The sequence below is a fragment of the Niallia taxi genome, assembly GCF_004005475.1.
GTDB lineage: Bacteria > Bacillota > Bacilli > Bacillales > Cytobacillaceae > Niallia > Niallia taxi.
In genome coordinates this window covers 1-24704 of record NZ_RZTZ01000016.1, presented here as the reverse complement: position 1 = coordinate 24704, position 24704 = coordinate 1, and the positions used below count along the sequence as shown (strand labels likewise).

Sequence of the window (24704 nt, the reverse complement as noted above, 5' to 3'; positions counted from 1 at the left end):
TAGTTTTTTGGCACTTGCTTCTTGTATAATGAGTAAAAAACAAAAAAGGACTTAATAGAATGAAACATATATTAATTGTGGAAGATGAATTGGCAATAAGCATGGTGCTTGGCGCCTACCTTGAAAAGGAAGGCTTTGCTGTCAGCTATGCATACAATGGACAAGAGGCATTGGAGAAGCTGGACGAAGCAGTGCCAGCATTGGTGCTGCTTGATGTCATGATGCCACATATGGACGGCTGGGAAGTGCTTGCACATATTCGCAAAAAAAGTGCTTGTCCTGTTATCATGCTCACTGCTCTTTCAGATACAGATCAAAAGCTGAAAGGATTTGACACGGGTGCAGATGATTATATAACTAAGCCATTCGTTGCAGAAGAAGTGATAGCAAGGGTTCAGGCTGTTCTGCGCAGATCGCCTCAGTACCAGGCAGAAGAGGATGTGACCTATTACGGAAATTTAAAAATAAATAATCTTTCCCATCAAATATTCCTGAATGGCATTGAGGTCCCGTTTACACCGAGAGATTTATCGGTGTTGCTGTTTTTAGCTGAAAATCCAAATCAGACCTTTACGAGAGACCAGCTGCTCGACCATGTGTGGGGCAGGGATTATGATGGCAGTGACAGAGCAGTTGATTTGGCGATTAAAAGAATCAGGAAATCTTTGAATGGATGGGATGCAGAATATGGGGAAATTAAAACATTACGCGGACTCGGCTATCAATTCTATATTCAAGAGAAAAAGTAAGGAGAAAACTCCGCTACTATACTATTGGACAAAAAGATATTTATTCACGTTAATACTCGGACTTGTTATTATTGGTGTTGTTTCCATTATTTGGATTAGACATAATGCCTTAGAAAATAGGCTTGAGCTGACAAAGTTCGTTGCCCAGGAAATTGCCGGCAGGGCATCTGACGAGGAGCTAGAGAATATTACAGACATCAGATTCCCTTTTATGCAGGATAGACAGGATTCACAAAGCATTTATCAGCCGATGAGTGTTTATATAAAGGACGACTCAGACGAGATAAATCTTCTTTCTCCCATGCAGGATATGGGCCCAAATGGTAATAAACAGGGGAATGTGATAAATGAACCTACACCTAATAATATTGGTCAGCTTGAACAAATAAAGGCTATGGATATGGTCGAAGAGCTGACGGTTAAAACGATAACGCTTAGCGATAAACGAAAGGCATCTGTTGTAATTGCTCCGATAGAGAAGGATGATAAATTAGTGGGCAATGTGTATATTATCCAGCCCCATGATCAGCTTCGCATAAATACAGAGGAGTACCAGCTGCTTGGACTGCTTTTAACAGGTCTTGCAATTCTTGGCTGGCTTGTCATCTATTCCTTGTCGAAGAAGCTGGCAAAGCCGGTGGAGGAAGTAGCGAATGCGGCCCAAAACTTAATGAATGGAAACTATGATATTCGCCTAAGTGAGGATGTGCAAGAGAAGGAGTTGCATCAGCTTGTGCTGTCCTTTAATGAAATGACGAACAGGCTGCAAATATTAGAAGGTCTGCGTACACAGCTCCTTGCAGGAGTTACACATGAACTAAAAACACCGATTACCTCCATTAGTGCCCTTGTTCAAGCAGTGAATGATGATATCATTTCAGACAGCAGAAAAAAAGAGTTTTTGGCGATGAGCTTGAAGGAAGCCAAAAGACTGCAAAGTATGGTGGAGGATTTGCTTGATTTCAACAGCTTCAGTGCAGGCTCCATCAGAGTGAAGCTCGAAAAGATAAACATTCAGGCTGCTGTCAAAGAAATTATCTATCAATGGGAAATCGTCCATGCAGATGCATTAAAAAATGTAAAGATAACCTATAATAGTATGGAAAAGCCTGTATATGCTAACGCGGACAGTGTTCGGCTGCAGCAAATCATTGTTAACCTGCTCAATAATAGCCTTCATGCTATCAAAGGCAAGGCTGTTGGCGAGCTGTCAGTCAGCTTGAAATACGACAATGATGATATCCTGATAATGGTAGAGGATAATGGCTATGGAATTCCGATTGAAGAGCAGCATTATATTTTCGAACGCTTCTATAGAGGGAAAAATAAAAAGGATGTAGAGCGGGGGCTTGGACTCGGTTTGCCGTACAGCCTGCTTTTGGCAAAAGCGCTTGGAGGACTTTTATCTTTACAAAAATCCGACGGTTCTACTACAATATTTTTATTGGAATTGCCATTATGCAAAGAAGAAAGCAAATAGGCTACTTTTTATTGGCCCTTAAATATCATCTTCGGAAGCAGTCACAATAGGCATAAAAAGGAGTGCAGCATTTTGAATATGCCAACAGAGAAATTTTGCAAAGACTCATTAGTAGTAAAAACAAGCCGAATCTTCCCGATTGATACAAACAATCATAATTCTTTATTTGGGGGGAAGCTGATGAGCTATATTGATGATGTAGCTTCCATTTCAGCATCAAGGCATTCAAGAAGCAATGTCGTTACAGCTTCAACAGATTCCGTCGATTTTCTGATGCCTATAAGGCCGACTGATTCAGTATGCCTAGAGTCATATGTTACACATACAGGCAGATCCTCGATGGAGGTATTTGTTAAAGTAGTGGCAGAAAACTTAAAAACTGGTGAACGTAAGCTTGCTGCAACATCATTTTTAACATTTGTAGCGCTTGATGAGGAAGGCAAACCGACAAAAATTCCACAAATCGTTCCTCAATCAGCGGAAGAGCATATGCTTTTTAACACAGCAGAACAGCGGGTAAAGGTGAGAAAAGACAGAAGGGAACACAGCAAGGCATTTGCGAAGGTTGTTAAGACAGACGCACCTTGGATTTAAATAATAAACAAGATGGTTAAGTATATCAATGCAGTCTGCCGACAAACTTTTTTTTATAAGTTTGTCGGCTTTTTTTATCGATACTTATATGTGACGGCACAAGATAAAAAAAGGTAAATCTACTTTCTAGATTTAGAAATAGGATTAAACATTTTAAGTTACTTTGCAGTCGAGGCAGTCATGGAATATACCATTTTCAGTGATATTTTGGGAAATAATAAACCCCAGTCGAATTCAATTGTCGACTGGGGTTTACACGATATCAGGTGCTTATTTACTTATTAATAGTTCAAGAATTTCACACAAACTGGTTCTGGAGCGTGAATTTCTGATTGAAGCAAAGTCAATTTACCTGTAGCTTCATCTCTTTCAAAAAGAGTAAGTGTGTCTGATTGCTCGTTAGATGCAACAACGAATTGCTCTGTTGGATCAAGAACGAAATCACGAGGCCAATTTCCTTCTGTTGACGTATGTTCAATAAATGTCAATGTACCAGTTTCGCTGTTAACACTGAAAAGGGCAATTGAATTATGTCCGCGATTTCCTGCATAGACAAATTTGCCATCAGATGACAGGTGAATAGCACTGCCTTGGCTGTTTTCAGTAAAGTCGATTGGTAATGCAGAGATATATTGCAAGTCTTTTAATTCGCCAGTTTCGCTGTTATAAGATAATGTAATGACTTCATTGCTTAATTCTGTCATCACATAAGCGAATTTGCCATTCGGGTGGAATGCGATATGTCTTGGACCACTTCCAGGCTTCACAGACAGGCTGCATACTGTTTCTAGCTTTCCATCTGTAAGCTTGTATGTTTCCACTTTATCGATTCCAAGATCAACAGAAACGACAAAACGCTCATCAGGTGTAAAACCAGTGAAGTGCATATGAGGTTTTTCTTGGCGTGCAGTATTTGGCCCTGTACCTGTATGTTCTACCTTTGCAGTTAATTCCTGAACAGCTCCATCAGCATTTAACGGATACGCTTCAACAGTCCCTTTATGGTAATTTCCAGTAAGTGTGTAGCTTTTGTTGTTATCTACACTAACATGACATGGGGAAGCGCCTTCAGTGAACTGCTTATTAATGAATTCAAGCTTGCCTGTAGCAGGGTCAACAGTATAAGCTGCCACTCCTCCAAGTGAGCCTTCCTTACCTACAGCATATAAGTATTTATTATCTTTAGAAACTGTTGCATATGTCGGGTTTTCCAATTCAGCTGCCAGTTCGACATTAGTAATTTTCTTTTCCTCTGTATCCAGAACGAATGAATAGATTCCCTTACTAGTTGACTTTGTATATGTACCTACATAACCTATGAACTTTTTTGAATTTGTCATGAACAGGACTCCTTTAAAAGATTTAAATATATTATAGCAAATTGTAAGCCCACTCACTAATAAAAGAACTCTCAAATTATAAATAGAGAGAAAATTCAGGACGTAAGCAGAAGGAAAACACCTGAACAAGAAGGCATTATTGGAATTTGTGTATAAATAAAAAAAGTTTGAGCATACTGTTAGTTTGAGAGAGATAATAGCAATGCAGTATTATGGAAAGGATAGGAAAATGAAGAAAAAAATATGGTTTAATCAATGGTTCACAACAGCTGCTCACTTTATTGACATGATTAAATATAATGCAGATGGGATGGAATTTGAGGTGTATGGAACCTCACATAATGAACATGCCGCATATTTAAGTTATTGCGATGCAGCATTTATAGAACCAGATATAGCTGGGGAGGATTATATTGAATTTTGTCTGCGATTTTGCAAAATTCATCGCATAAATATATTTGTTCCAAGAAAAGAGAATGTGCTTATAGCAAAGAACCTGTCTAAATTCGAGCAAATTGGTGTTAAGGTCCTTGTATGTCCTGATGCGCCATTGATGGAAATGCTTGATGACAAAGAGGCAACTTATAAATTGATGCAGCAGCATCCCATCCTCAAGACGGCTGTAAATATACCAGATTATATTATTGTCAACAATGCAGAAAGTTTTAAAGAGGCATATACAGCTTTAAGAAAAAAGGGTCATAAAGTCTGTTTTAAGCCGGTAATTGGTGAGGGAGGAAACGGATTTAGACTTGTGCAAGAACAGCCTGATTCAATTGAAGAGCTTTTCTATCAAGGAATTAATGCTAATATATCCTTTGATTCTGCTTATGAGATTCTAAAGCAGCAAACGGTCTTTCCACCACTAATGGTGCTTGAATATCTAGAAGGATATGAATACAGTATTGATTGTCTTTCATATGACGGCAAACTTATGGCTGCCATTCCAAGAAAAAAGGGAAAAGGAAGGCTCAGGGAGCTAGAGGACAACCCTGTTCTACTAAAGCTGGCTAAAGATATTAATGACACACTAAAAATTCCGTTTATATATAATATACAAGTGAAATATCAGAATGGCATTCCAAAGCTACTAGAAATTAACCCAAGAATGTCTGGAGGACTGCATTACAGCTGCCTAGCAGGTATTAATATGCCATACAGAGCAATTCTGCTGCTACTGCAAGGGAAAAAAGCTATAAAACAATTCCGCCCACATTTCGGTGTGAAATCAAGCTATTTAGAGAAAGAGATAGTTTTAAAAGATAATGTCTTTCAGTCGTCAAAAATTGTTCATTTATAAGCAAATTAATACCCCTTAAAGAAAGGGGTTATTTTTTTTGTGTAAAAAGTTCGTTATAAAAAACAAAACATATTGACATAAAGAACAAATCATCGTATTATTTATTCAATAATACGTAATAACAAACAAAAATTGTTCTTTATAAAGAATACATTTATAAAGAACGTTATTTTTTTACCTACCGGTTCTTTATAAAGAACGGTTTATCATTGGAGGAATATTAATGGATGCCATTATTCAATCTATAAAAATTCGCTATTATATCAGGCTTATTAACAAGTATTCACAAAAATCGAATAAAGCTGTATTAGGTTTAGATAGAAACATGTATTTCCAAAAATATTGCTATTATCAAGATAAATTGAGAATGCTGCAAGACAGGCAAGTCTCTGGCAGAGAACTTTAGTATCGAAGCACGACAAAAATCCACCAGTAAACTAACTGGTGGATTTTCTTATTAAGACATTGTGGAAAAATAGATCAGTTATACACGAATTTATACACATGCTAAAACTATGGTATAGAAGTATTCCACAGGTTTATGCACATTATCCACAGTTTTTATGTGGGTATACCAGTGGATTTGTGGATAAATAACCTTATTGTAAGCAAAATTAATGAAAATGCTTACAAAACAGAAGGTTATCCCCAAAAATTAAATTTTCAAATTGTTTACTGTTTTTCTTGGCCGGATTTTCTGCTTGCAGCTCTGTCTGCCATTTTGAATTCATGCTGATATGTAACCTCTTGCATACTAGAAAGTTTTGGTTTACCTTTGAATGCTTTTTTCTTGTCCATTGTTACCATCCTTTCACGTTAAGTTACTGATATTGTTTCCATCTTTTTTAGAAAGATACATTAGTCAAAGCTTGAAATCGCAGATTCTATTGATGCAAAAGCAAAGGAATAGCCTTGCCTTGTTAAAACCGTGGGAAGCACATGCTGGCCCTCTGCCACAAGGATGCTCATTTCTCCTAATACTAGTTTAAGGAGAGGGGAAGGGACTGGCAGCCAATGAGGGCGATGCAAATGCCTGCTTATTGTTTTACCTAAAACGTGCATTTTAACCGGTGCTGGCGCACTGAAATTGACTGGACCGGAAATTGTATCGTCTTCTATAATAAATTGCATTCCACCAACAACATCCTCTATATGAATCCAAGAAGCCCATTGTTTTCCGCTGCCCAAATTACCCCCAACAAATAATTTATATGGAAGAAGCAATGTTGGGAATGCTCCGCCGTCTTTAGACAGGACTAGGCCAAATCGGCAATAAACGGTTCTAATACCTAGATGCTCTGCATGCTGGGCATGTGCTTCCCATTGTTTAACGGTATCTGCAAGAAAGTCATTTCCAAGATTCGATGCCTCTGTGAAGTTATTTGTTAAGGACGTTCCGTATACTCCAATTGCACTTGCATTTAACCAAACCTTTGGTCTGTCTGGAAGCTGTTTAGTAATGGAAAGAAGCTTGTCTGTTGCAGCGAGTCTGCTTTCCACTATTCTTTGTTTGCGAGAGGCTGTCCAGCGACCGCTGTTTAAGGATTCACCAGCAAGATTAATGACAGCATGGATTGGATCAGGGATGGCGATAGCGGAATTATCAAGTGCTTGGTCCCAGTTAATATAGAAAATTTGTCCGCTGTTCTCCCGATTTGTGCTTCTCGTTAAACAATAGATGGTATGCCCTTTTTGCGTTAAACTCTTTATAAGGGCATTACCGATTAAACCAGTTCCGCCTGCAATCAGGAAGTTCATTGTTTTCCTCCTAAAAATATTTTATTTTCATTATAATATTCACATAAGAACATTTCCCAGTTTAACGCCCTAATAATAACTATGTTACCGGTAATGATGAAAGGAGAATGACTAATTGATTATCAGTAAAATAACGAGACAAAAGAATTTAAGTGACCGCTACAATATCTTTTCCGAAATAGCAGGTAAAGATGAATATGCATTTAGTGTGGATGAATCGGTTCTCATTAAATATCAGCTACGAAAAGGCCTGGAGCTTGATAAGCTTCTGTTGAATGAAATACAGTACAGTGATGAAATTCGCAAGGGTTATCATACAGCGGTTAATTATTTAGCAAGGGTGAAAAGAACGGAAAAAGAAGTACGAGCATATCTGCGCACAAAAATAGAAGAAGAAACGGTTATTGCAGAGGTTATCCGGAAACTGTACGATATGAAGTTTTTAGATGATGAGGATTATGCTTTTTCCTATGTAAGAACACAGCGAAATACATCAGATAAAGGTCCTACATTGATAAGAAGAGAATTAAGGGAAAAAGGCTTAGGAGATGACTTGATAAGCAGTGCTTTAGAGGAGCTACCTTTTGATGTACAGCTTGCCAATGCGGAAAAAATAGCTGCAAAGGCGTTAAGCAGCAACAAAAATAACTCCTTTAAAATGGCTAAACAAAAGGTGGAGCAGACTTTGACAAGGAAGGGATATCCTTCTGCAGTTATAAAGGAAGTAAAGCTATCATTAGAAGGAAATGATGAAGAGGATGAACTCAGCGCATTACGTGTTCATGGTCAAAAGGCAGAGCGAAAGTTTGCCGCTTATTCTGGCTATGAATTCAGACAAAAGATGAAGCAGTTTTTATACAGAAAAGGCTTTTCCATTGAATTGATTGAAAGGTATCTTGATGAGCTTGATATGGAGGACTGATTCTTTAGTACATTTTTTTTGCTCAAAGCCTAGACGTCATTTACAATAAAGCCATAGCAGCAGGGATTAAGGAGGAAGTAGTATATGCAAACTAAAAGATACAGCATGATGTCCGAACATGAATTACGTATTGAAATTTCACAATTAAATGATAAGGCCAAAAAAGCAGAGCAGCTCGGTATGGTTAATGAGTTCGCTGTATTGGAACGGAAAATTCATATGGCAAAAGCATATTTACTTGATCCAAATCAATTTATTAAAGGTGAAATGTATGAAATAGAGGGAGATCCGGGTGTGAAATTCCATATTCATTATATGAACGGCATTTTTGCTTGGGGTATACGAGACAATGGTCAAAATACAGAAGAAGGAATTCCAATCTCTTTATTGAAAAAACAAGAGGCATAAGAACAGGCTGTTCTTATGCCAGATTTCATTACTGTTTTTTTTGTCTATGTGAGGAAGCATTCATTCTTTCCTGTGGATGTGTATTAATTGTGCCATCTGCTCTTTTAGATGCATACTCGGGTTTTGCTCTTGGCTCACCTTCAAATTTATTATCATTTATATTATCTACGCCTTTAACCATGGGGCAAATTCCTCCTTTGTATGTTCATGTATGACAGATATGCACTGCATTTCTTTGTCACACATTTTAGTATTTGTATCAGGTAAACAAACTATTAGCGTTATTTAAATGAAAGAAGGTCAATTCAATGTATGATTATCAAAAAAGGCTTGTGGACAGACTGCTGGAGATTAACGAAAGTATCAATGTTATTCAGGCACAGACTTGGATAGAGCTATTATGGGAAGATTTCGAAACAACGTATGCGAAAGCAGGCAGACAATATAAAGGAGCGGAAATGACAGAGAAGGTTGTCAGCCAGTGGATTGAAAATTATGGACCAAAGCTTCATGAATTTGTTGCGGAAAATCCAAAATATAAAGATTTTCTTACTGAAAATAAACGAAGCTTTCATTGAAAAAAAATCCAGCAAAAGCTGGATTTTTTTAGTTCGTCAATATATCTAATTTTTTCTGAAGCTTTTCTTCACTGAATATCCAGCCAGTATAGGAAGACATGATATTTAAGTCTTTATCAAGATGGACAACAGCGACAAATGGATAATGACCGTTACTGCGGTACCGTAAATCGATAAACCGAACCTGGTACTGATCCTCAAGCTCTGTTACTTCCCAGCGATATACGGGAGAGAAGGAAAGAAAAGCAGACAGGTTACTGTCCGTTTTGGCTGCTTCCAAAACTGGTGTTGCCGGGATATCGATTCGCTTAAACTGATCATAAATTTCGATTTTGTAGTTATGTGCTCTACCAACATAGAAGTATTCATCTGTCATAACTGCAACACGCCAATGGCTGAACCTCATTGTTGGGGATAAAATAATCGTATTCGCATCTGGAATGATTTCTCTTACCTTATGCTTCACCCTTCTTTGAGCAATATAGCGGAGTACATAATAAATAACCAATACAATATACAGCACAAGGAAAGTATATCCTGGCGGTGCTCCGAATGCCCAAACGAACAGGCCGACAACGTGCAAGCTGAAAATAATCGGGTCGAATGTATTGATGAAGCCAAGTGCTACCCATTTAGAGGAAAAGGGCCTTAATGCCTGTGTTCCATATGCGTTAAATATGTCTACAAAAACATGGAGGAATACGGCAATAAATGTCCACATCCATAAATGCAGTAAGTTTGCATCAGGGAAAAACGGATATAAAACAGCAACAATCAATAGTGGCCATAAGACTACAGCTGGAATGGAGTGTGTGATGCCCCTGTGATTTCGGATATATACAGCGTTATTTCTTAGTTTTAAGACGGTATCGACATCAGGAGCTTGAGAACCGGCTAATGTTGCAATCATTACACTAATAGTTGTTGCATGGCTTCCTGCAACTGCTGGATCAAGAGTAGCCAAGCCTCCTAGCGCTAATCCCATCACTACATGTGTCCCAGTATCCAAGAATAAAAAACCTCCTTGATTTGCATAAGCAATTATTGGTTAACTACCTAATAATTTCTATAAAAAATAGCTTTATTTTTTTTATGAGTAAAGATACACTTTGATATTAGACATTGATTGGAATTTAAGTAAAAAAATAATCTCTGTTTACTTTGTGAAAGAAAGACGATATCTATACCTTATCATTGAGATTGTTTTGATGAAAGCCCAAAGTGAAAGAGAAGAACACATTTTATGTTATTCCCCATTTCAAAAAATATTAACATGGTGGAGGGTAAAAGTGAAAGAAGAAGCAAAAAACCAATTGGATATCCAGCAATTTAGAGATGACTTACTTAATTGGTTCATAGCAGAACAGCGTGACCTGCCTTGGCGTAAGGACAAGGATCCATATAAAGTTTGGGTATCAGAAATTATGCTACAGCAAACAAAGGTAGATACAGTAATTCCATACTTCAACCGATTTGTTGAATTGTTTCCGACCATTGATGCATTGTCAGATGCTGAGGAGGAAAAGGTGTTGAAGGCATGGGAGGGGCTTGGATATTATTCGCGTGCGCGGAATTTACATACAGCTGTAAAGGAAGTCCGAGAAAAATACGCTGGTGTAGTTCCGAATACTCCTGCAGAGATTGCAACATTACGTGGTGTTGGCCCATACACTGCTGGCGCCATCCTTAGTATTGCGTATGGCGTTCCAGAGCCGGCGGTAGATGGAAATGTCATGAGGGTGCTCTCCAGAATTCTGTCCATATGGGAAGACATCGCCAAGCCCAAAACACGAAAAACATTCGAGGATGCCGTCAGGATGTTAATCTCCCATGAAAATCCTTCTTATTTCAACCAAGCATTAATGGAGCTCGGCGCGCTGATTTGTACACCAACATCACCGTCTTGCCTTTTATGCCCAGTAAGAGAGCATTGTCAGGCATTCATGGACGGCACACAAGGCGAATTGCCTGTGAAGACAAAAAACAAAAAGCAAAAGACTGTACAGATAGCAGCGATCATCTTAGCAGATGAAGACGGAAGAACACTTATTCATAAAAGATCTGATAAAGGCCTGCTTGCCAACCTTTGGGAATTTCCGAACATAGAAATCGTCCAGACCATTACAAGTGAAGCAGAACAGCTGAAAGAGGAACTGCAAAGCCTGTACGGAGCGACGATTGAAGTAGAGGAAAGCATTACAAGGATTGAGCATGTTTTCTCCCATCTAATCTGGCAGATAACCGTTTATAAGGGAAAGCTCGTAAAGCTAGAAGAAGAAACAGATACATTAAGAAAAGTTAATGCCCGTGAAATTGAACCGTATCCTTTCCCTGTTTCTCATCAAAAAATGCTAAAATTCATTCCAGAATCAGAATAAGAAAATGCCTGTTTCCCATATATGGAAGCAGGCATTTTTAGTTAGTCGTAGCTGACTTCCGTACCATTAGTCCATGTTGCTTCATTCCGTTGTAAACCGCCGCGATTCTCAATTTCCTCAATAATCTTGTTATGGATGGAAACACCTTCTACATTTAAGTACTGGGCCATTTGCTGTAAGGAGTGATGAAAATAAGCAAGCTCGCTGTCTTTCCATTCACCTTTATCTATCATTGCTAGCTCTGTCATATCTCTGCCAACATACATAAGAAGCACCTTCCTTTACTAAGTTGTCTATAAGTATTGTGTTGATGTTGATTGCGAACTATGCATAGAACAGGTAAAATGTGAAGCGAGTTAATGACAGAAGGGGATGGAAAAGGAATGGGAAATAAAGTGGCGCTAGTTACTGGCAGTTCAAGAGGAATCGGCAAAGCGACTGCATTACGACTTGCAGAATCAGGTTATGATATTGTTATAAATTATGCCAGAAGTAAAAAGTCTGCAGAGGAAACGGCAGAGGAAATTAGGGCAATTGGCCAAAAAGCTCTTGTTGTTAGAGCGAATGTTGGCGATGTGGACAAGATTAAAGCTATGTTTGTCGAGATAAAAAATGAATTTGGCAGACTGGATGTATTTATTAATAATGCAGCATCAGGCGTATTGCGACCAATTATGGAGCTTGAAGAATCACATTGGGACTGGACGATGAATATTAACAGCAAGGCACTGTTGTTTTGTGCACAAGAGGCTGCGAAGCTTATGGCAGACGGCGGAAAAATCGTCAGCATCAGCTCATTAGGCTCCATCAGATATTTGGAAAATTACACGACAGTTGGTGTGAGCAAGGCGGCAATGGAAGCTTTGACACGTTATTTGGCTGTAGAGCTGTCACCAAAAAATATCGTCGTTAATGCTGTATCAGGCGGAGCAATCGATACAGAAGCACTTAAATCTTTCCCAAACAGAGAAGAGCTGTTAAGTCATTCTGCTGAAAGAACGCCTGCAGGAAGAATTGTTGAAATTGAGGATATGGTTAACTCAGTCATGTTCCTAGTAAGCGAAGAGGCAAGCATGATAAGAGGACAAACAATCATTGTCGATGGTGGCATTTCTTTATTAGTGTGATAAAGAAAGGCAAAGGACCGAATGCAGGTCCTTTTTTTAATGCTTATGTGAATGGTTACCGATAAACTCAAACGAATATATATGCGTTTTTGTCAGCTCGATCACTTCTTTAATGAATTCCTCCTGCGTCTCCTTAAAGCCATCTCTAATCCAATTCAAAATAAGTCCGTAAAATCCATATGCTGTATAACGCTTAAAATAATCCATGTTTACAGGAATATGATTAATTGTATCGAAGACAAATTGTTCTTTATATATTTTCAAAATAGTTTGCGGAAATCTAGTATGCAAGCCAGGTAATGTATCTTCATGCTTTATCAGCTCAAAAAAATGACGGTTTTTATATATGTAAGAAACGATATTAAAAGAATGCGTGTTAAGCTTAGCTGTAAAGAATTTATGGCCATGCATGTATGGAATACCAACTGCTTCCTCTAAGCCTTTTAGCATAGAAACAAGCAGGTCCTCTGCCAATTCTATTTTATCCGGATAGTGAATATAAAAGGTGCTGCGGTTATAAGCAGCATGATCCACAATATTTTTAACGGTGACGGCATGATAGCCTTTGTCTTTAATCAATTCTATTAACGCTTGCTTTAAGTGCTCTCTCGTTCTATTTTGCCGAGCCGTTGCTGGGTGTTCCTGATCCATGAAAAAAAACCTCCCTGAAAATAGACATATTTATGGTAAGTGTCTAACTAATAGTCACATGATAATATCTTAATGATTGTTAATTGTGAACAAAAGAGTAAAATTTAATTTGTTATTTCATATTCACTAGTCTAGTACTTTTTACATGAATATGTAAGTTTATTTTTAACAAGGGGGATTTACAATGGGAAAATTACAAGATAAGGTTGCAGTCATAACAGGTGGAGCATCTGGAATTGGTGCAGCAACAGCACGTTTATTCGTCTCAGAAGGTGCTAAGGTTGTTCTTGTAGACTTAAATGAAGAAAAAGGCAAGGCATTCGAATCAGAATTGAAAGCGCTTAATGCAGATGCGCTATTTGTGAAAGCAAATATTACAAGCGAAGAAGAGGTAGCTAATATCTTCACACAAACAATCGAAAAGTTTGGCAAAGTGGATATTGTCTTCAATAATGCAGGAATTGGCCGCGTTCATCCTACACATGAATTGGACTATGCTGAATGGCGTCAAACAGTAAATGTGGACTTGGATGGTGTATTCCTAGTAGCTCGTGAAGCTATTCGTGAAATGCTAAAAGCAGGCGGAGGCGCTATTGTTAACACTGCTTCTATGTATGGATGGGTTGGTTCACCTGGCTCTGCTGCTTATAATGCAGCAAAAGGCGGAGTGGTAAACTTAACTCGTTCCCTTGCATTGGAGTATGCAGAACAGAATATTCGTGTTAATGCATTATGCCCTGGATTTATTGATACACCAATCATTCCAGAAGAAAGCAAATTAGCACTAGCTGCTGCAACACCTGTAAAACGTCTCGGTAAAGCAGAAGAAATGGCAAAAGCAGTTCTGTTCCTTGCTTCTGATGATTCTTCTTATATGACTGGTAACAGCCTGACTGTAGATGGCGGTTATACTGCGCAATAACGCTTCACACAAAAAAAAGGGGGTAGCAATTATGAATAATCGTTTTGATGGCAAAGTTGTTTTAATCACAGGAGCTGGATCTGGATTAGGTCAGGCTTCCGCTCTGCAAATTGCGAAAGAAGGAGCAAAATTGGCGCTTGTCGATTTAAATGCTGCTTCATTAGAAGAAACAAAAGCAAAAGTGCTTGAAGTAGCACCAGATGCTGAAATACTGCTTATTACTGCAAATGTGGCAGACGAAAAGGCAGTTGAAAACTATGTGAATGAAACAGTTGCCAAATTCGGAAAAATAGACAGCTTCTTTAACAATGCTGGAATTGAAGGGAAGCAGGACTTAACAGAGGATTTCGGTTTAGATGAATTTCAAAAAGTTGTTAGTGTTAACTTGAATGGTGTCTTTTATGGCTTAAAGCATGTATTAAAGGTTATGAGAGAGCAAGGCTTCGGTTCAGTTGTTAACACTGCATCGGTCGGGGGGATCCGCGGTGTTGGTAACCAATCTGGTTATGCAGCAAGTAAGCACGGTGTTGTCGGCTTAACTCGCAACTCTGGTATCGAATACGGCCAATATGGGGTGAGCATTAAAGCAATAGCACCAGGTGCCATCATGACACCAATGGTTGAAGGGTCATTAAAACAAATCGATGCAGACAATTGGGAAGAGGTCGGCAAGCAATTTGTTGAGCCAAACCCGATGAAGCGTTTCGGAAAACCAGAAGAAGTCGGCTACCTAGTAGCTTTCCTTCTTTCAGATCAAGCAAACTTTATCAATGCGACAGTCATTCCGATTGATGGTGGTCAGTCGTACAAATATTAATAGTAAAGATATTTTTTATAATCGAAAGCATGGGATATCCCGTGCTTTTTTTTGTATGGATTTTATTGGAAATAAAAAAATATGGATAGAACTTCTGCATTCGGGACAAATTAATATTCGTGGAGGTGATATTAATGGCTAAAAAAGCAGGTAGCACACAATCAGGAACTAACATCCAAGAAGTGAAACAACAAAACGCTTCAGCAACTTCTGGTCAATATGGAACAGAATTCGCTAGCGAAACTGATGTACAAGAAGTAAAACAACGTAACGCTAAAGCAGAGCAAAACAAATCTAAAAACTCATAATTAGCTGATAACGAAGGCACTTTTCTTAGAGGAAAGTGTCTTCGTTCCTTTTCTCCCAAAAATAACACTCCGATAAGCTCATCTTACAGTTCGACAAAACTTCTTGTCAGTCTACAGAAGTTGTCAAAGGAAATAGACTGGAGGAAGTGGAAATAATCAACAGAGCAAAATAATCTAATTCCCCATAAAAAAGGTTTTTTAAAATCAGTCTGTTATTACGGAAGAGAAACTCTCCTTTTAAATGTTGAGTGATTAATGGATTCTTCCAAAAAATATTAATTAGGATGTGTGTGTTCATGGACGTGTTCAATGGATTAGTAGGAGAACAGATGAAGATTATGGAAAAACTGCTGTACTTGCAGAGTGAGCTTGAACGGTGTGAAGAAATTGAAGATCAGCTGCAGCAATTGCAAAGTGAAACGGAATTGAAAGAAGTACAGCATGAAATCATGAACATGAAAAGCGAATTAAAAGAAATACAGCGAATTTTTGAGATACAGACAGAAAAAGTAATTAAGGTATATCAGGAAAATGAAATGAATTTAAGCTCTATTTAATAGGAATTTTTAAATATTTCTCATTCCTTTCGCAATTTCAATGGTTCTTTTGTTTTAAATTTTTCTATTAACCGTTATAATAATAGAAAAAAGAGGAATTGTTCTTTGTTGCCTTGATTGGGAAATAGGATATTTAAATGTAAGTAGGTTGCAAAGCGTCCGCAAAATGAAAGTAGGGGAGAATAATGGGCGTACCTATCGAGGGTGAACCAATACAAATCCATAGCTACAAGCATAATGGTCACATCCATCGAATCTGGGACGAAACAACGATACTTAAAGGGACGCAAAATTTAATAATAGGCGGTAATGATCGGACAATTGTTACAGAATCAGACGGCAGAACATGGGTCACCCGTGAACCGGCAATATGCTACTTTCATTCCCAATACTGGTTTAATGTAATAGGAATGATAAGGGAAGACGGAATCCATTATTATTGTAACCTTAGTTCGCCATTTATTTATGATGGAGAAGCAGTAAAATATATTGATTATGATTTGGATATAAAGATTTTCCCAGATATGACATTCAATCTTCTTGATGAGGATGAATATGAACGTCATCGGGCAGAAATGAATTATCCAGAAGCGATTGACCGTATTTTGAAATCGCATGTTAATCAATTGATCCAGTGGATACGCCAAAGAAAGGGTCCCTTTGCACCAGATTTTATTGATTTATGGTATGAAAGGTATTTAACGTACAGAAGTTAATATGGTAGGAAGAATAGCTTGTTGAAAGTTCAGCAAGCTTTTTCTTTTGTTTTCATTTATGCAAGTGGTAAAATAACTTCTTGTTTGAGGTTAAGTTCTAATTTCAATTTTTACATAAAATTTTAGAAAGGAAAGAGGAGAGAGTGTGGACAGTATAAAAAGATATTTGCATTTTGTTAAACCATATCGAATGCAAATTATAGGGACAATCATCATTGGAATCGTTAAATTCGCTATTCCCTTGCTCATTCCGCTTTTACTGAAATTTGTAGTTGATGACATCATCAATGCAACAGATTTGGACAAGCAAGAAAGAATCACCAGTCTTTTAAAGATGATGGGGATAATGCTGGTCATTTTTGTCATCATCAGACCGCCTGTTGAATACTACCGTCAATATTTTGCACAATGGACATCAAATAAGATTCTTTATGATATTCGCGATCAGCTGTTTGCTCACCTGCAAAAGCTTAGCTTGAAGTACTACTCCAATACAAGGGCTGGTGAAGTTATCTCACGGGTCATTAATGATGTGGAGCAAACAAAGAACTTCATCCTGACAGGTCTGATGAATTTATGGCTTGATGGTGTCACGATATTAATAACAATCGGTATCATGCTGACAATGAATGTAAAGCTGACGATTATCTCAATCATCCTTTTACCGTTTTACGCCTTGTCAATCAAGCATTTCTTCGGAAACTTAAGAACGCTGACAAGAGAGAGGTCTCAAGCTTTAGCAGGAGTACAGAGTTTCTTACACGAAAGAGTACAAGGAATTTCGGTTATTAAAAGCTTTGCGACAGAGGACCATGAACAAAAGCACTTTAAAAAGTATAATAATGCATTCTTGGAAAAGGCGACAGATCACACACGCTGGAATGCGAAAGCTTTTGCTGTAGTTAATACGATTACAGACATCTCACCGATTATTGTGATTGCATACTCTGGATATCAAGTATTAACAGGTCAGCTTTCATTAGGTGCAATGGTAGCATTTTTTGCCTATATTGAGAGGCTGTATAATCCGTTGCGAAGAATGGTGAATTCATCAACGACGCTGACGCAGTCAATTGCTTCAATGGACCGTGTTTTTGAGCTGATTGATGAGAAATACGATATCCAGGATAAGCCGAATGCAATTCCGTGTAACGAAGTGCGAGGGGAGATTGAATTTAAGGAAGTTGATTTCGCCTATGATGAAAATGATTCCCTTGTGCTCAATAATATCTCTTTGAAAATTAAACAAGGAGAAACCGTTGCTTTTGTTGGTATGAGCGGAGGCGGAAAATCATCACTCATTAGCTTAATACCTCGTTTCTATGATGTTACTGGTGGTACTATTATGCTCGATGGAAAGGATATTCGCGATTTTCAAGTGCGAACATTGAGAGATAAAATCGGAATGGTTCTCCAAGAAAATATTTTATTCAGTGAATCGATAAAAGAGAACATTATGATAGGTAAGCCAGATGCAACAATAGAAGAAGTGATGGAGGCGGCAAAGGCTGCAAACGCCCATGAATTTATCATGCAGCTTCCGGATGGCTATGATACGAAGGTAGGGGAAAGAGGCGTGAAGCTAAGCGGCGGTCAAAAGCAGCGTGTCGCAATTGCTCGTGTATTCCTGAAGAACCCGCCGATCTTAATTTTGGATGAAGCAACTTCAGCGCTTGATTTAGAAAGCGAGCAGTCCATACAAGAGGCAATTGAAAAACTGGCAAAAGAGAGAACGACATTGATTGTCGCTCATAGGCTTTCAACAATTACACATGCAGACCGAATTGTGTTAATCAATAATGGCGAAATTGCGGAAGATGGCAGCCATGAGCAGTTGATGAAGCTAAAAGGCCATTATTTCAATCTGTTTCAAATTCAACAGCTAGGAGTATAGAAAATAAGAAAGGATGACCTCTTTTTAGGTCATCCTTCTTATTTATTCTTCCATTTTCACTTCAGGCTCATGATGATGATGGACTTGAATTGTAGTGATCAGCGTATCTAAATGCTCTACATTCTCATCATACTCAATGATGGCAGAAATGATTTGCATCGCATGATACTGTACAATCTCCTCATTGTGCTCGCACACCCGCTCATTTACCGTTTCCCGGTAATGGTTGATAAGCTGATAGAACAATTCTTTTCTATCTAGTGTGATATTACCCTCTTCAAAGGTTACATTTGGTTTTACCTTTCCGATAAACTTCAACATAACATGCTCATGATGATGGATCAGACAATCGAGCTGCTGCTGAATGATGTTTTGAAAATTCTCTGGCAATGTTTTAAGCTCATTTTCAAAACGGTGCAGCTTTTTCAAAGTATGAAAGGATCTTTTAAGTGTGTTTATCATCTGCCTGTAGATAACAAGCTTTCTTGCTTTAAAAGGGGTGTTCCTCTTAAAATAGTTTCTTTCTTCTTTGTACATTAAATAAAGCTGGTCTATTTTAATTATCCGGTCAGAAATCTTGTCGATGTCATTTTTCAATAGACTATGTTCGGATGCATGCCTTATATTGAGGCGTATCCACTTTGTAATTTCTTCACTTATATCAGAAATGCTGTTGTACAGCTTGTTTTCATATTTAGGAGGCAAAAATACGAGATTAACGATAAATGCAGAAATAATACCAAGCATAATAGTAGAAAATCGTATTATCGCAAAGATGATAAAGTCATCTGTTGTTGTTTCCATAATAGCGATCAATGTCACTGTCGACAAGATGATCGTCTTTTCCAGTTTAAGCTTTAAGTTAATTGTAATGACGATAACGGCTGCTAGACCGATTATAAAGATGTTGTTGCCAAAGCTAAGTACGAAGACAACTGCGATGATCGCGCCGATTATATTACCTTGAATTTGTTCTATTATAGATAAGTAAGATCGATAGATAGTAGGCTGTATCGCAAAAATCGCTGAAATTCCCGCGAATACAGGAGTTGGTACTTGCAGTGTTTGTGCAAGCAGCAATGCTAAAACGATGGCGATTCCTGTTTTAAGAATGCGCGCTCCAAGTGTCATATTGAAATAATCCTCTCTCATACATTTTCTGTTGCGTAGTATACCTTTACTTTAAACAATTTATAGAAAAACTAAACAATAATGTACTATACAGTGATTGCTTGTTAACATCAATAGTCATTTGTATGATTATATGATTTTTTCATGAAAAGTAAATGAAAGTAGTGCTGATGTGGGTGTTTGGTGTTGTTAGATATTCTTAATAGATAACAAGTGGAGAGAATATTAGGATAATTGCTGTAATGTATGGAAACAGAGAGCGGCATGCTCTCTGTTTTTGAATTTTTCACAGCAGGGATTTCTTGTGATGAAGTGTAACGCTGTTGGCCTAACTTTAGTAGAGGAGGTCTCCCTGCTGAGTAAATCAACATTGCTTTTACTGGCAAAGATTGATTCTTATAGTTCTTTTGCTAATGCTTCGAAAGCATTTTGGACTGCGTGTATTGTTGCTTCGATATTTTCTTCTGTATGGGCGATTGTAATGAACCATGCTTCGTATTTGGAAGGTGCAAGCATAATGCCTTGTTCAACCATTAACTTAAAGAATTTACCGAAAAGCTCGCCGTCTGTATTTTCGGCTTGTTCATAATTCATTACTTTTTCGTTAGTGAAATAAACAGTCAAAGCGCCTTTTAATCGATTAATTGTAATAGGCATATTATGTGTAGCGGCAGTTTCGGCAATACCCTTTTCAAGCAATGCTCCAAGTCTGTCTAAATGCTCGTATACGCCTTTTTGCTTTAGTACTTCAAGACAAGCAATACCTGAAAGAACAGATGCCGGGTTTCCAGCATGTGTGCCAGCTTGATATGCTGGTCCTACTGGTGCCACTTTGTCCATGATTTCCTTTTTACCGCCATAAGCTCCGATTGGTAAGCCTCCGCCGATGATTTTTCCTAATGCTGTTAAATCTGGCTGAACTCCTAATAAGTCCTGTGCGCCGCCATATGTAAAGCGGAATGCTGTAATTACCTCATCATAGATGACAAGTGCACCAGCGTTATGCGTATATTCATTGATTAATTCAAGGAACCCTTTAATCGGCTCGACAATTCCAAAGTTACCAACGATTGGCTCTACAAGAACAGCCGCAATTTCTGCACCCCATTTTTCAATAGCATCCTTAAATGCGTCAGGATCGTTGAATGGAACAGTGATAACATCAGCTGCGATTACTGCTGGCACACCAGCTGAATCCGGGGTTCCCAGTGTAGATGGACCAGAACCTGCCGCAACAAGAACCGGGTCAGAGTGACCGTGATAGCAGCCTGCAAATTTAATTACTTTATTTCTGCCGGTATATGCTCTTGCAACCCTGATTGTAGTCATGACTGCCTCTGTACCAGAGTTCATGAATCTGACCTTCTCCATGGAAGGGATTGCCTCTTGAAGCATTTTTGCAAATGTAACTTCATGCGGTGTTGGCGTTCCATATAAAACCCCTGTTTCTGCCGCTTTAGTGATTGCTTTTGTAATATGGGGATGAGCGTGTCCAGTAATGATTGGACCATACGCTGCCAAATAATCAATATATTGGTTTCCGTCCACATCAAAGAAGTAAGCACCTTGACCCCTTTCCATTGCTACAGGTGCACCGCCACCAACTGCTTTATACGAACGAGAAGGGCTGTTGACTCCGCCTACGATTACTTTAAGGGCTTCCTCATGTAATCTCTCAGAATTATTATGCTGCATGATATTCCTCCTAAAACTTTCATCATTAAAAGATGTTCTTTATAATTTTAGCACTTTTTTTCAGAAGATAAACGATAAAGGTATTGTCTTAGCTTGCATAGGGATTTAGAAAAGGTCTTTAAACAGGCAGACAAGCATACATTTTAAATATATTGAACTTGGCGGGAGAAATGGATAGGGGGAGGAACGTGTTTTTTTATTTTTTGTTAGCGATGATTATCTTTTTTATTATGATGAGCTTGCGAACGCTGTTTGTTCCTTATCGCCTGAAAGAAAAATGGGTCTCATTTGAAAACTTTTTGTATCTTTTCTTTGTTTATATCACCATAATGATAGGCTTTGGCCTAATTTACACGCTTCTTCAGCTGAATGGCGTGCAGGTCTATAACGAAAGCCAGCAAATATATGCTTCTTCCCTACATTTTCTAGACGAGCTGCAAACAGGTATATATTTTAGTGGGATTACGCTGTTTTCAGTAGGGTTTGGTGATTTGACGCCAATCGGTCTCGGCAGATTGATAGTAGTAATTGAAGCGCTTATCGGGTATACCATCCCAGCGGCATTTGTTGCAAGAGCTGTGTTAGATATGGAAAGTTAATTTGTTAGAGTATGTTAGTTGAAATTATCTTCTTCATTAGCTAGTCTAATAATAATACCAGCATTGGAGGATAAGAGAATGAGTGTAAATATAGGAGAGCAAGCACCTGATTTCGAATTAGAGGCAAACAGTGGCAAGGTAATTAAACTGTCTGATTATAGAGGGAAAAATATTGTTTTATACTTCTATCCAAAAGATATGACACCTGGCTGTACAACTGAAGCATGTGATTTTAGGGACAGTCATTCGAGATTCGAGGAACTTGAAGCTGTTGTCCTTGGTGTAAGCCCAGACCCTGTAGATAAACATAAGAAGTTTATTGCAAAGCATGAGCTGCCATTCCTTCTGCTTGCAGATGAAGATCACAAAGTGGCAGAGAGTTATGATGTATGGAAGCTGAAGAAAAACTTTGGAAAGGAATATATGGGGATAGAACGTTCCACTTTTCTTATTGACAAGGAGGGAAGGCTTGTTCGTGAGTGGAGAAAGGTTAAAGTTGCCGGTCATGTCGAGGAAATTGCAGAAGAGCTGAAAAAGCTATAACGGTTTTCCTGCCTAATTTTATTGTCTCGAGGCTTTTGTCCATTCCAATATACAAGTTATGAATACATTATATTAGGGCATACCTCCTCAGATATATGTTGCAGACCACAATCGGTGGTCTGCCTTTTTTTTATCCAGATTTGATTGAGGAAAGCATTAAATAGGTGTATTAGCATATAATAAAAAGTATTGAAAGATAATCATTCTAGATTAGAAGCATGATAATTGATAATATCGGTGTATTTAACGGCTATTCCGCCATTCTTATTGACAAATACATGATATTGTTAGTACACTAATTATAAACATTATAAAATAAGAATATCTTTTAGAAATGGGGTGCATGTCTGTGGAACATAATGAGTTACAGGAAGCTCTTGATAAATTAAAAGAAACAGGAGTGCGCATTACCCCGCAGCGTCATGCGATACTTGAATACTTAATAAGCTCAATGTCACATCCGACTGCCGATGAAATCTACAAAGCACTGGAAGGCAAATTTCCAAATATGAGTGTGGCCACTGTTTATAATAATTTAAGAGTTTTTAAAGAAGTGAGTCTTGTAAAGGAATTGACGTATGGTGATTCCTCAAGCCGATTTGATTTTATAACTTCCCATCATTACCATATCATTTGTAAGGAATGCGGGAAGATAGTGGATTTCCATTATCCTGGACTAGACGAGGTAGAACAGTTCGCAAGTCACGTTTCAGGTTTTAAAATCAGTCATCACCGCTTAGAAATTTATGGAACATGTCCTGACTGTGCAAAAAATGAAGCGCACTAAGCAAGTATAAAGAGGATTGTCTCTTTTAAAATTACGAGCCAGGTTCTGGAGGTGATTTTAGATTGGATGACTCCTCTTTTTGTTTTTATTTTGTGTTAAAGAGTAAATAGATCATACCGAAGGGTTCAACTGCGTAAAAAAGGACATGCAGGAATTCGAAACAAAGTGTCGAAAGTATTAAAAACGAATTTTTTATGATGGAGGAATAATGATGGAAGACATTCTTCGTCCGATTTATCAAGAGAGAGCAAGCCAAGCGAATACACTTGGAGTTCTTATGATAGAAAAAAGACAAAAAGAAATGACGGTAACTGATACATTTGACTCGGTGATGCTTATCATCGTGAAAGAGGCAGACAAGCCTGTTTTTATTAAACACTACACGTATACAGACAAAAAAGCTGCACTTCATATTATTACAGAAACACAATTGAAAAAATGGATTTTGCTTGGGACAAATAAAAAAATATTTGAATGGCTTTATAATGGGAGAGTCATATTTGATCGAAATGAATATGTATCCCAGTTGAAAAGCGAGTTGAAGGATTTCCCTGTCATCCAAAGGAAACGTAAGATGGGAGTGGAGTTTGCTAAGTTAATTAGAAGATATATGGATGGTAAAGCTTTTTTTGAGAACAAACATTATCTTGATGCATATAATGATGTCGTTCACTCCTTACATCATCTTGCGCGACTTGCTGTTATTGAAAATGGGTTTCATCCAGAGGTTACAGTATGGAGCCAAGTTAAGCAAATTGAACCAGAGATATACAAATTGTATGTCGAGTTGATTAATAGTGAGGAGCCTTTGGAAAAAAGACTTGAGTTGCTGTTTTTGGCAAGTGAATTCCTTATCCACTCTAAAACGAAAATGAGCATTCAGCATATTTCAGATATATTAACGGAAAAAGATTATTGGTCTTTTAATGACCTTATAGAGAATGAAGAATTGTTTCTTGTATATTCCGTTGATTTGGGCAGGCTGATTGAATATTTAATTGAGAAACACTTTATTGAGGTGGTCGAGGTAGAAACTAAAAGTCCTAAGGTATATCACCGTTATTATAAGGTTTCAAAAAAAGATTAAAGTTTTTTTGGGAAAAGTATTGACGCTAACTAAATTACTTGGTATATTTATATCCGTCGCTGAAACAACACGAAATGTTGCTGAAACGACGGAAAAGTTTTTCAAAAAAACATTTGACATAAAAAACGTCAGATGTTATATTAATAAAGTCGCTTCTGGAAGAAGAAGGAAGCGTTAGAAAAAATTGCTCTTTGAAAACTGAACAAACAAACGTCAACAATAATCGTTTTTATAACTTCGTTATAGAAACAAAACAAGTAACAAAAGCTAGAGTTTAGCAATGAGCTAATCTTACTCTTTATCGGAGAGTTTGATCCTGGCTCAGGACGAACGCTGGCGGCGTGCCTAATACATGCAAGTCGA

General features: G+C 38.0%; 29 protein-coding genes and 1 rRNA gene. 21 read left to right on the top strand and 9 right to left on the bottom strand.

All coding sequences use genetic code 11. The features are described from left to right. Positions 1–59: 59 nt before the first annotated feature. From EM808_RS24195 to EM808_RS24185, 3 genes are all read left to right on the top strand, one after another. Positions 60–749: a response regulator transcription factor gene (locus tag EM808_RS24195; RefSeq protein WP_127741681.1), complete on the top strand. Its 690-nt coding sequence runs from the start codon at positions 60–62 to the stop codon at positions 747–749. Then, positions 688–2229, top strand: a complete 1542-nt coding sequence (locus EM808_RS24190; protein ID WP_164849773.1) for a HAMP domain-containing sensor histidine kinase — start codon at positions 688–690, stop codon at positions 2227–2229. Before EM808_RS24195 ends, EM808_RS24190 begins: the two co-directional genes overlap by 62 nt. 78 nt (positions 2230–2307) lie before the next feature. After that, positions 2308–2823 (top strand): acyl-CoA thioesterase, encoded by a 516-nt coding sequence (locus tag EM808_RS24185; RefSeq protein ID WP_127741807.1) that lies wholly within the window; start codon positions 2308–2310, stop codon positions 2821–2823. Between the two features lie 281 nt (positions 2824–3104). On the opposite strand, the gene EM808_RS24180 is transcribed toward EM808_RS24185, so the two are convergent. Next, positions 3105–4163, bottom strand: a complete 1059-nt coding sequence (locus tag EM808_RS24180; RefSeq protein ID WP_127741677.1) for a lactonase family protein — start codon at positions 4161–4163, stop codon at positions 3105–3107. Between the two features lie 229 nt (positions 4164–4392). Here EM808_RS24180 and EM808_RS24175 point away from each other — a divergent pair, with 229 nt between their 5' ends. Next, positions 4393–5463, top strand: a complete 1071-nt coding sequence (locus EM808_RS24175; protein ID WP_127741675.1) for an ATP-grasp domain-containing protein — start codon at positions 4393–4395, stop codon at positions 5461–5463. A gap of 223 nt (positions 5464–5686) precedes the next feature. Continuing rightward, a complete protein-coding gene (locus tag EM808_RS24170; protein ID WP_127741673.1) occupies positions 5687–5869 on the top strand; it encodes a hypothetical protein in 183 nt (60 codons plus the stop codon). Positions 5870–6135: 266 nt separating this feature from the next. On the opposite strand, the gene EM808_RS24165 is transcribed toward EM808_RS24170, so the two are convergent. Together EM808_RS24165 and EM808_RS24160 are read right to left on the bottom strand one after the other, a co-directional pair. Then, a complete protein-coding gene (locus EM808_RS24165; RefSeq protein ID WP_127741671.1) occupies positions 6136–6261 on the bottom strand; it encodes a YfhE family protein in 126 nt (41 codons plus the stop codon). 60 nt (positions 6262–6321) lie between these two features. Then, a complete protein-coding gene (locus EM808_RS24160; RefSeq protein ID WP_127741669.1) occupies positions 6322–7221 on the bottom strand; it encodes a TIGR01777 family oxidoreductase in 900 nt (299 codons plus the stop codon). A 115-nt stretch (positions 7222–7336) separates the two neighbouring features. Here EM808_RS24160 and recX point away from each other — a divergent pair, with 115 nt between their 5' ends. Continuing rightward, a complete protein-coding gene (recX, locus tag EM808_RS24155; protein ID WP_127741667.1) occupies positions 7337–8143 on the top strand; it encodes a recombination regulator RecX in 807 nt (268 codons plus the stop codon). Between the two features lie 84 nt (positions 8144–8227). Further along, positions 8228–8551, top strand: coding sequence for a YfhH family protein (locus EM808_RS24150; protein WP_127741665.1), 324 nt, complete (start codon positions 8228–8230; stop codon positions 8549–8551). Between the two features lie 28 nt (positions 8552–8579). Here EM808_RS24150 and EM808_RS24145 read toward each other — a convergent pair whose 3' ends face one another. Further along, complete coding sequence (locus EM808_RS24145) at positions 8580–8732, bottom strand: small, acid-soluble spore protein K (protein ID WP_127741663.1); 153 nt, start codon at positions 8730–8732, stop codon at positions 8580–8582. Between the two features lie 127 nt (positions 8733–8859). Between EM808_RS24145 and EM808_RS24140 the strand changes: the two genes are divergently transcribed. Then, on the top strand, positions 8860–9129 hold the full coding sequence (locus tag EM808_RS24140; RefSeq protein WP_127741661.1) for a YfhJ family protein: 270 nt from the start codon (positions 8860–8862) through the stop codon (positions 9127–9129). A 28-nt stretch (positions 9130–9157) separates the two neighbouring features. Here EM808_RS24140 and EM808_RS24135 read toward each other — a convergent pair whose 3' ends face one another. Beyond that, complete coding sequence (locus tag EM808_RS24135; protein ID WP_127741659.1) at positions 9158–10138, bottom strand: metal-dependent hydrolase; 981 nt, start codon at positions 10136–10138, stop codon at positions 9158–9160. Positions 10139–10418: 280 nt separating this feature from the next. Here EM808_RS24135 and mutY point away from each other — a divergent pair, with 280 nt between their 5' ends. Continuing rightward, positions 10419–11507, top strand: coding sequence for an A/G-specific adenine glycosylase (mutY, locus tag EM808_RS24130; protein WP_225314810.1), 1089 nt, complete (start codon positions 10419–10421; stop codon positions 11505–11507). Between the two features lie 41 nt (positions 11508–11548). Here mutY and EM808_RS24125 read toward each other — a convergent pair whose 3' ends face one another. Beyond that, positions 11549–11773, bottom strand: coding sequence for a hypothetical protein (locus tag EM808_RS24125; protein ID WP_127741657.1), 225 nt, complete (start codon positions 11771–11773; stop codon positions 11549–11551). Between the two features lie 117 nt (positions 11774–11890). Here EM808_RS24125 and fabL point away from each other — a divergent pair, with 117 nt between their 5' ends. Further along, positions 11891–12634, top strand: coding sequence for an enoyl-[acyl-carrier-protein] reductase FabL (gene fabL, locus EM808_RS24120; RefSeq protein WP_127741655.1), 744 nt, complete (start codon positions 11891–11893; stop codon positions 12632–12634). Between the two features lie 36 nt (positions 12635–12670). On the opposite strand, the gene EM808_RS24115 is transcribed toward fabL, so the two are convergent. Beyond that, positions 12671–13285 carry a TetR/AcrR family transcriptional regulator gene (locus EM808_RS24115; RefSeq protein ID WP_127741653.1) on the bottom strand — a complete coding sequence of 205 codons (615 nt, stop codon included), beginning with the start codon at positions 13283–13285 and terminating at the stop codon, positions 12671–12673. 184 nt (positions 13286–13469) lie between these two features. Here EM808_RS24115 and EM808_RS24110 point away from each other — a divergent pair, with 184 nt between their 5' ends. The 6 genes from EM808_RS24110 (at position 13470) to EM808_RS24085 (ending at position 18499) form a co-directional block, all read left to right on the top strand. After that, entirely contained in the window at positions 13470–14207 is a 738-nt protein-coding gene (locus tag EM808_RS24110; protein ID WP_127741651.1) for an SDR family NAD(P)-dependent oxidoreductase, read from the top strand. 31 nt (positions 14208–14238) lie between these two features. Continuing rightward, positions 14239–15024: an SDR family oxidoreductase gene (locus EM808_RS24105; RefSeq protein ID WP_127741649.1), complete on the top strand. Its 786-nt coding sequence runs from the start codon at positions 14239–14241 to the stop codon at positions 15022–15024. Between the two features lie 134 nt (positions 15025–15158). After that, positions 15159–15332: a gamma-type small acid-soluble spore protein gene (locus EM808_RS24100; RefSeq protein ID WP_127741647.1), complete on the top strand. Its 174-nt coding sequence runs from the start codon at positions 15159–15161 to the stop codon at positions 15330–15332. A 296-nt stretch (positions 15333–15628) separates the two neighbouring features. Then, on the top strand, positions 15629–15889 hold the full coding sequence (locus tag EM808_RS24095; protein ID WP_127741645.1) for a YgaB family protein: 261 nt from the start codon (positions 15629–15631) through the stop codon (positions 15887–15889). Positions 15890–16074: 185 nt separating this feature from the next. After that, a complete protein-coding gene (gene ntdP, locus EM808_RS24090; RefSeq protein WP_127741643.1) occupies positions 16075–16605 on the top strand; it encodes a nucleoside tri-diphosphate phosphatase in 531 nt (176 codons plus the stop codon). Between the two features lie 145 nt (positions 16606–16750). After that, entirely contained in the window at positions 16751–18499 is a 1749-nt protein-coding gene (locus tag EM808_RS24085; protein WP_127741641.1) for an ABC transporter ATP-binding protein, read from the top strand. A 42-nt stretch (positions 18500–18541) separates the two neighbouring features. On the opposite strand, the gene EM808_RS24080 is transcribed toward EM808_RS24085, so the two are convergent. Further along, the gene (locus tag EM808_RS24080) at positions 18542–19630 is read right to left on the bottom strand and encodes an FUSC family protein (RefSeq protein ID WP_127741639.1); all 1089 of its coding nucleotides are present in this window, start codon (positions 19628–19630) and stop codon (positions 18542–18544) included. Positions 19631–20026: 396 nt separating this feature from the next. After that, entirely contained in the window at positions 20027–21325 is a 1299-nt protein-coding gene (locus EM808_RS24075) for a glutamate-1-semialdehyde 2,1-aminomutase (RefSeq protein WP_127741637.1), read from the bottom strand. A gap of 188 nt (positions 21326–21513) precedes the next feature. Here EM808_RS24075 and EM808_RS24070 point away from each other — a divergent pair, with 188 nt between their 5' ends. The 5 genes from EM808_RS24070 to EM808_RS24050 form a co-directional block, all read left to right on the top strand. Further along, entirely contained in the window at positions 21514–21924 is a 411-nt protein-coding gene (locus EM808_RS24070) for an ion channel (protein WP_127741635.1), read from the top strand. A 78-nt stretch (positions 21925–22002) separates the two neighbouring features. Then, positions 22003–22467, top strand: a complete 465-nt coding sequence (gene bcp / locus EM808_RS24065; RefSeq protein WP_127741633.1) for a thioredoxin-dependent thiol peroxidase — start codon at positions 22003–22005, stop codon at positions 22465–22467. 343 nt (positions 22468–22810) lie between these two features. Further along, the gene (gene perR / locus EM808_RS24060) at positions 22811–23254 is read left to right on the top strand and encodes a peroxide-responsive transcriptional repressor PerR (protein WP_127741631.1); all 444 of its coding nucleotides are present in this window, start codon (positions 22811–22813) and stop codon (positions 23252–23254) included. A 211-nt stretch (positions 23255–23465) separates the two neighbouring features. After that, the gene (locus tag EM808_RS24055) at positions 23466–24341 is read left to right on the top strand and encodes a nucleotidyltransferase-like protein (RefSeq protein ID WP_127741803.1); all 876 of its coding nucleotides are present in this window, start codon (positions 23466–23468) and stop codon (positions 24339–24341) included. Between the two features lie 298 nt (positions 24342–24639). After that, positions 24640–24704: ribosomal RNA gene (locus EM808_RS24050) — 16S ribosomal RNA — on the top strand; the annotation flags it as partial.

What these genes read in the sequence shown, in the direction of transcription:
- fabL (WP_127741655.1), top strand. Translation starts at nt 11,891, where the DNA reads ATGGGAAATAAAGTGGCGCTAGTTACTGGCAGTTCAAGAGGAATCGGC.
- EM808_RS24150 (WP_127741665.1), top strand. Translation starts at nt 8,228, where the DNA reads ATGCAAACTAAAAGATACAGCATGATGTCCGAACATGAATTACGTATT.
- EM808_RS24125 (WP_127741657.1), bottom strand. Translation starts at nt 11,773, where the DNA reads ATGTATGTTGGCAGAGATATGACAGAGCTAGCAATGATAGATAAAGGT.
- EM808_RS24145 (WP_127741663.1), bottom strand. Translation starts at nt 8,732, where the DNA reads ATGGTTAAAGGCGTAGATAATATAAATGATAATAAATTTGAAGGTGAG.
- EM808_RS24190 (WP_164849773.1), top strand. Translation starts at nt 688, where the DNA reads ATGGGGAAATTAAAACATTACGCGGACTCGGCTATCAATTCTATATTC.
- EM808_RS24195 (WP_127741681.1), top strand. Translation starts at nt 60, where the DNA reads ATGAAACATATATTAATTGTGGAAGATGAATTGGCAATAAGCATGGTG.
- ntdP (WP_127741643.1), top strand. Translation starts at nt 16,075, where the DNA reads ATGGGCGTACCTATCGAGGGTGAACCAATACAAATCCATAGCTACAAG.
- EM808_RS24180 (WP_127741677.1), bottom strand. Translation starts at nt 4,163, where the DNA reads ATGACAAATTCAAAAAAGTTCATAGGTTATGTAGGTACATATACAAAG.
- EM808_RS24170 (WP_127741673.1), top strand. Translation starts at nt 5,687, where the DNA reads ATGGATGCCATTATTCAATCTATAAAAATTCGCTATTATATCAGGCTT.
- EM808_RS24075 (WP_127741637.1), bottom strand. Translation starts at nt 21,325, where the DNA reads ATGCAGCATAATAATTCTGAGAGATTACATGAGGAAGCCCTTAAAGTA.
- EM808_RS24080 (WP_127741639.1), bottom strand. Translation starts at nt 19,630, where the DNA reads ATGACACTTGGAGCGCGCATTCTTAAAACAGGAATCGCCATCGTTTTA.
- perR (WP_127741631.1), top strand. Translation starts at nt 22,811, where the DNA reads ATGTCTGTGGAACATAATGAGTTACAGGAAGCTCTTGATAAATTAAAA.
- EM808_RS24165 (WP_127741671.1), bottom strand. Translation starts at nt 6,261, where the DNA reads ATGGACAAGAAAAAAGCATTCAAAGGTAAACCAAAACTTTCTAGTATG.
- EM808_RS24100 (WP_127741647.1), top strand. Translation starts at nt 15,159, where the DNA reads ATGGCTAAAAAAGCAGGTAGCACACAATCAGGAACTAACATCCAAGAA.
- EM808_RS24105 (WP_127741649.1), top strand. Translation starts at nt 14,239, where the DNA reads ATGAATAATCGTTTTGATGGCAAAGTTGTTTTAATCACAGGAGCTGGA.
- bcp (WP_127741633.1), top strand. Translation starts at nt 22,003, where the DNA reads ATGAGTGTAAATATAGGAGAGCAAGCACCTGATTTCGAATTAGAGGCA.
- EM808_RS24185 (WP_127741807.1), top strand. Translation starts at nt 2,308, where the DNA reads ATGCCAACAGAGAAATTTTGCAAAGACTCATTAGTAGTAAAAACAAGC.
- EM808_RS24055 (WP_127741803.1), top strand. Translation starts at nt 23,466, where the DNA reads ATGGAAGACATTCTTCGTCCGATTTATCAAGAGAGAGCAAGCCAAGCG.
- EM808_RS24095 (WP_127741645.1), top strand. Translation starts at nt 15,629, where the DNA reads ATGGACGTGTTCAATGGATTAGTAGGAGAACAGATGAAGATTATGGAA.
- EM808_RS24140 (WP_127741661.1), top strand. Translation starts at nt 8,860, where the DNA reads ATGTATGATTATCAAAAAAGGCTTGTGGACAGACTGCTGGAGATTAAC.
- EM808_RS24175 (WP_127741675.1), top strand. Translation starts at nt 4,393, where the DNA reads ATGAAGAAAAAAATATGGTTTAATCAATGGTTCACAACAGCTGCTCAC.
- EM808_RS24160 (WP_127741669.1), bottom strand. Translation starts at nt 7,221, where the DNA reads ATGAACTTCCTGATTGCAGGCGGAACTGGTTTAATCGGTAATGCCCTT.
- EM808_RS24115 (WP_127741653.1), bottom strand. Translation starts at nt 13,285, where the DNA reads ATGGATCAGGAACACCCAGCAACGGCTCGGCAAAATAGAACGAGAGAG.
- EM808_RS24110 (WP_127741651.1), top strand. Translation starts at nt 13,470, where the DNA reads ATGGGAAAATTACAAGATAAGGTTGCAGTCATAACAGGTGGAGCATCT.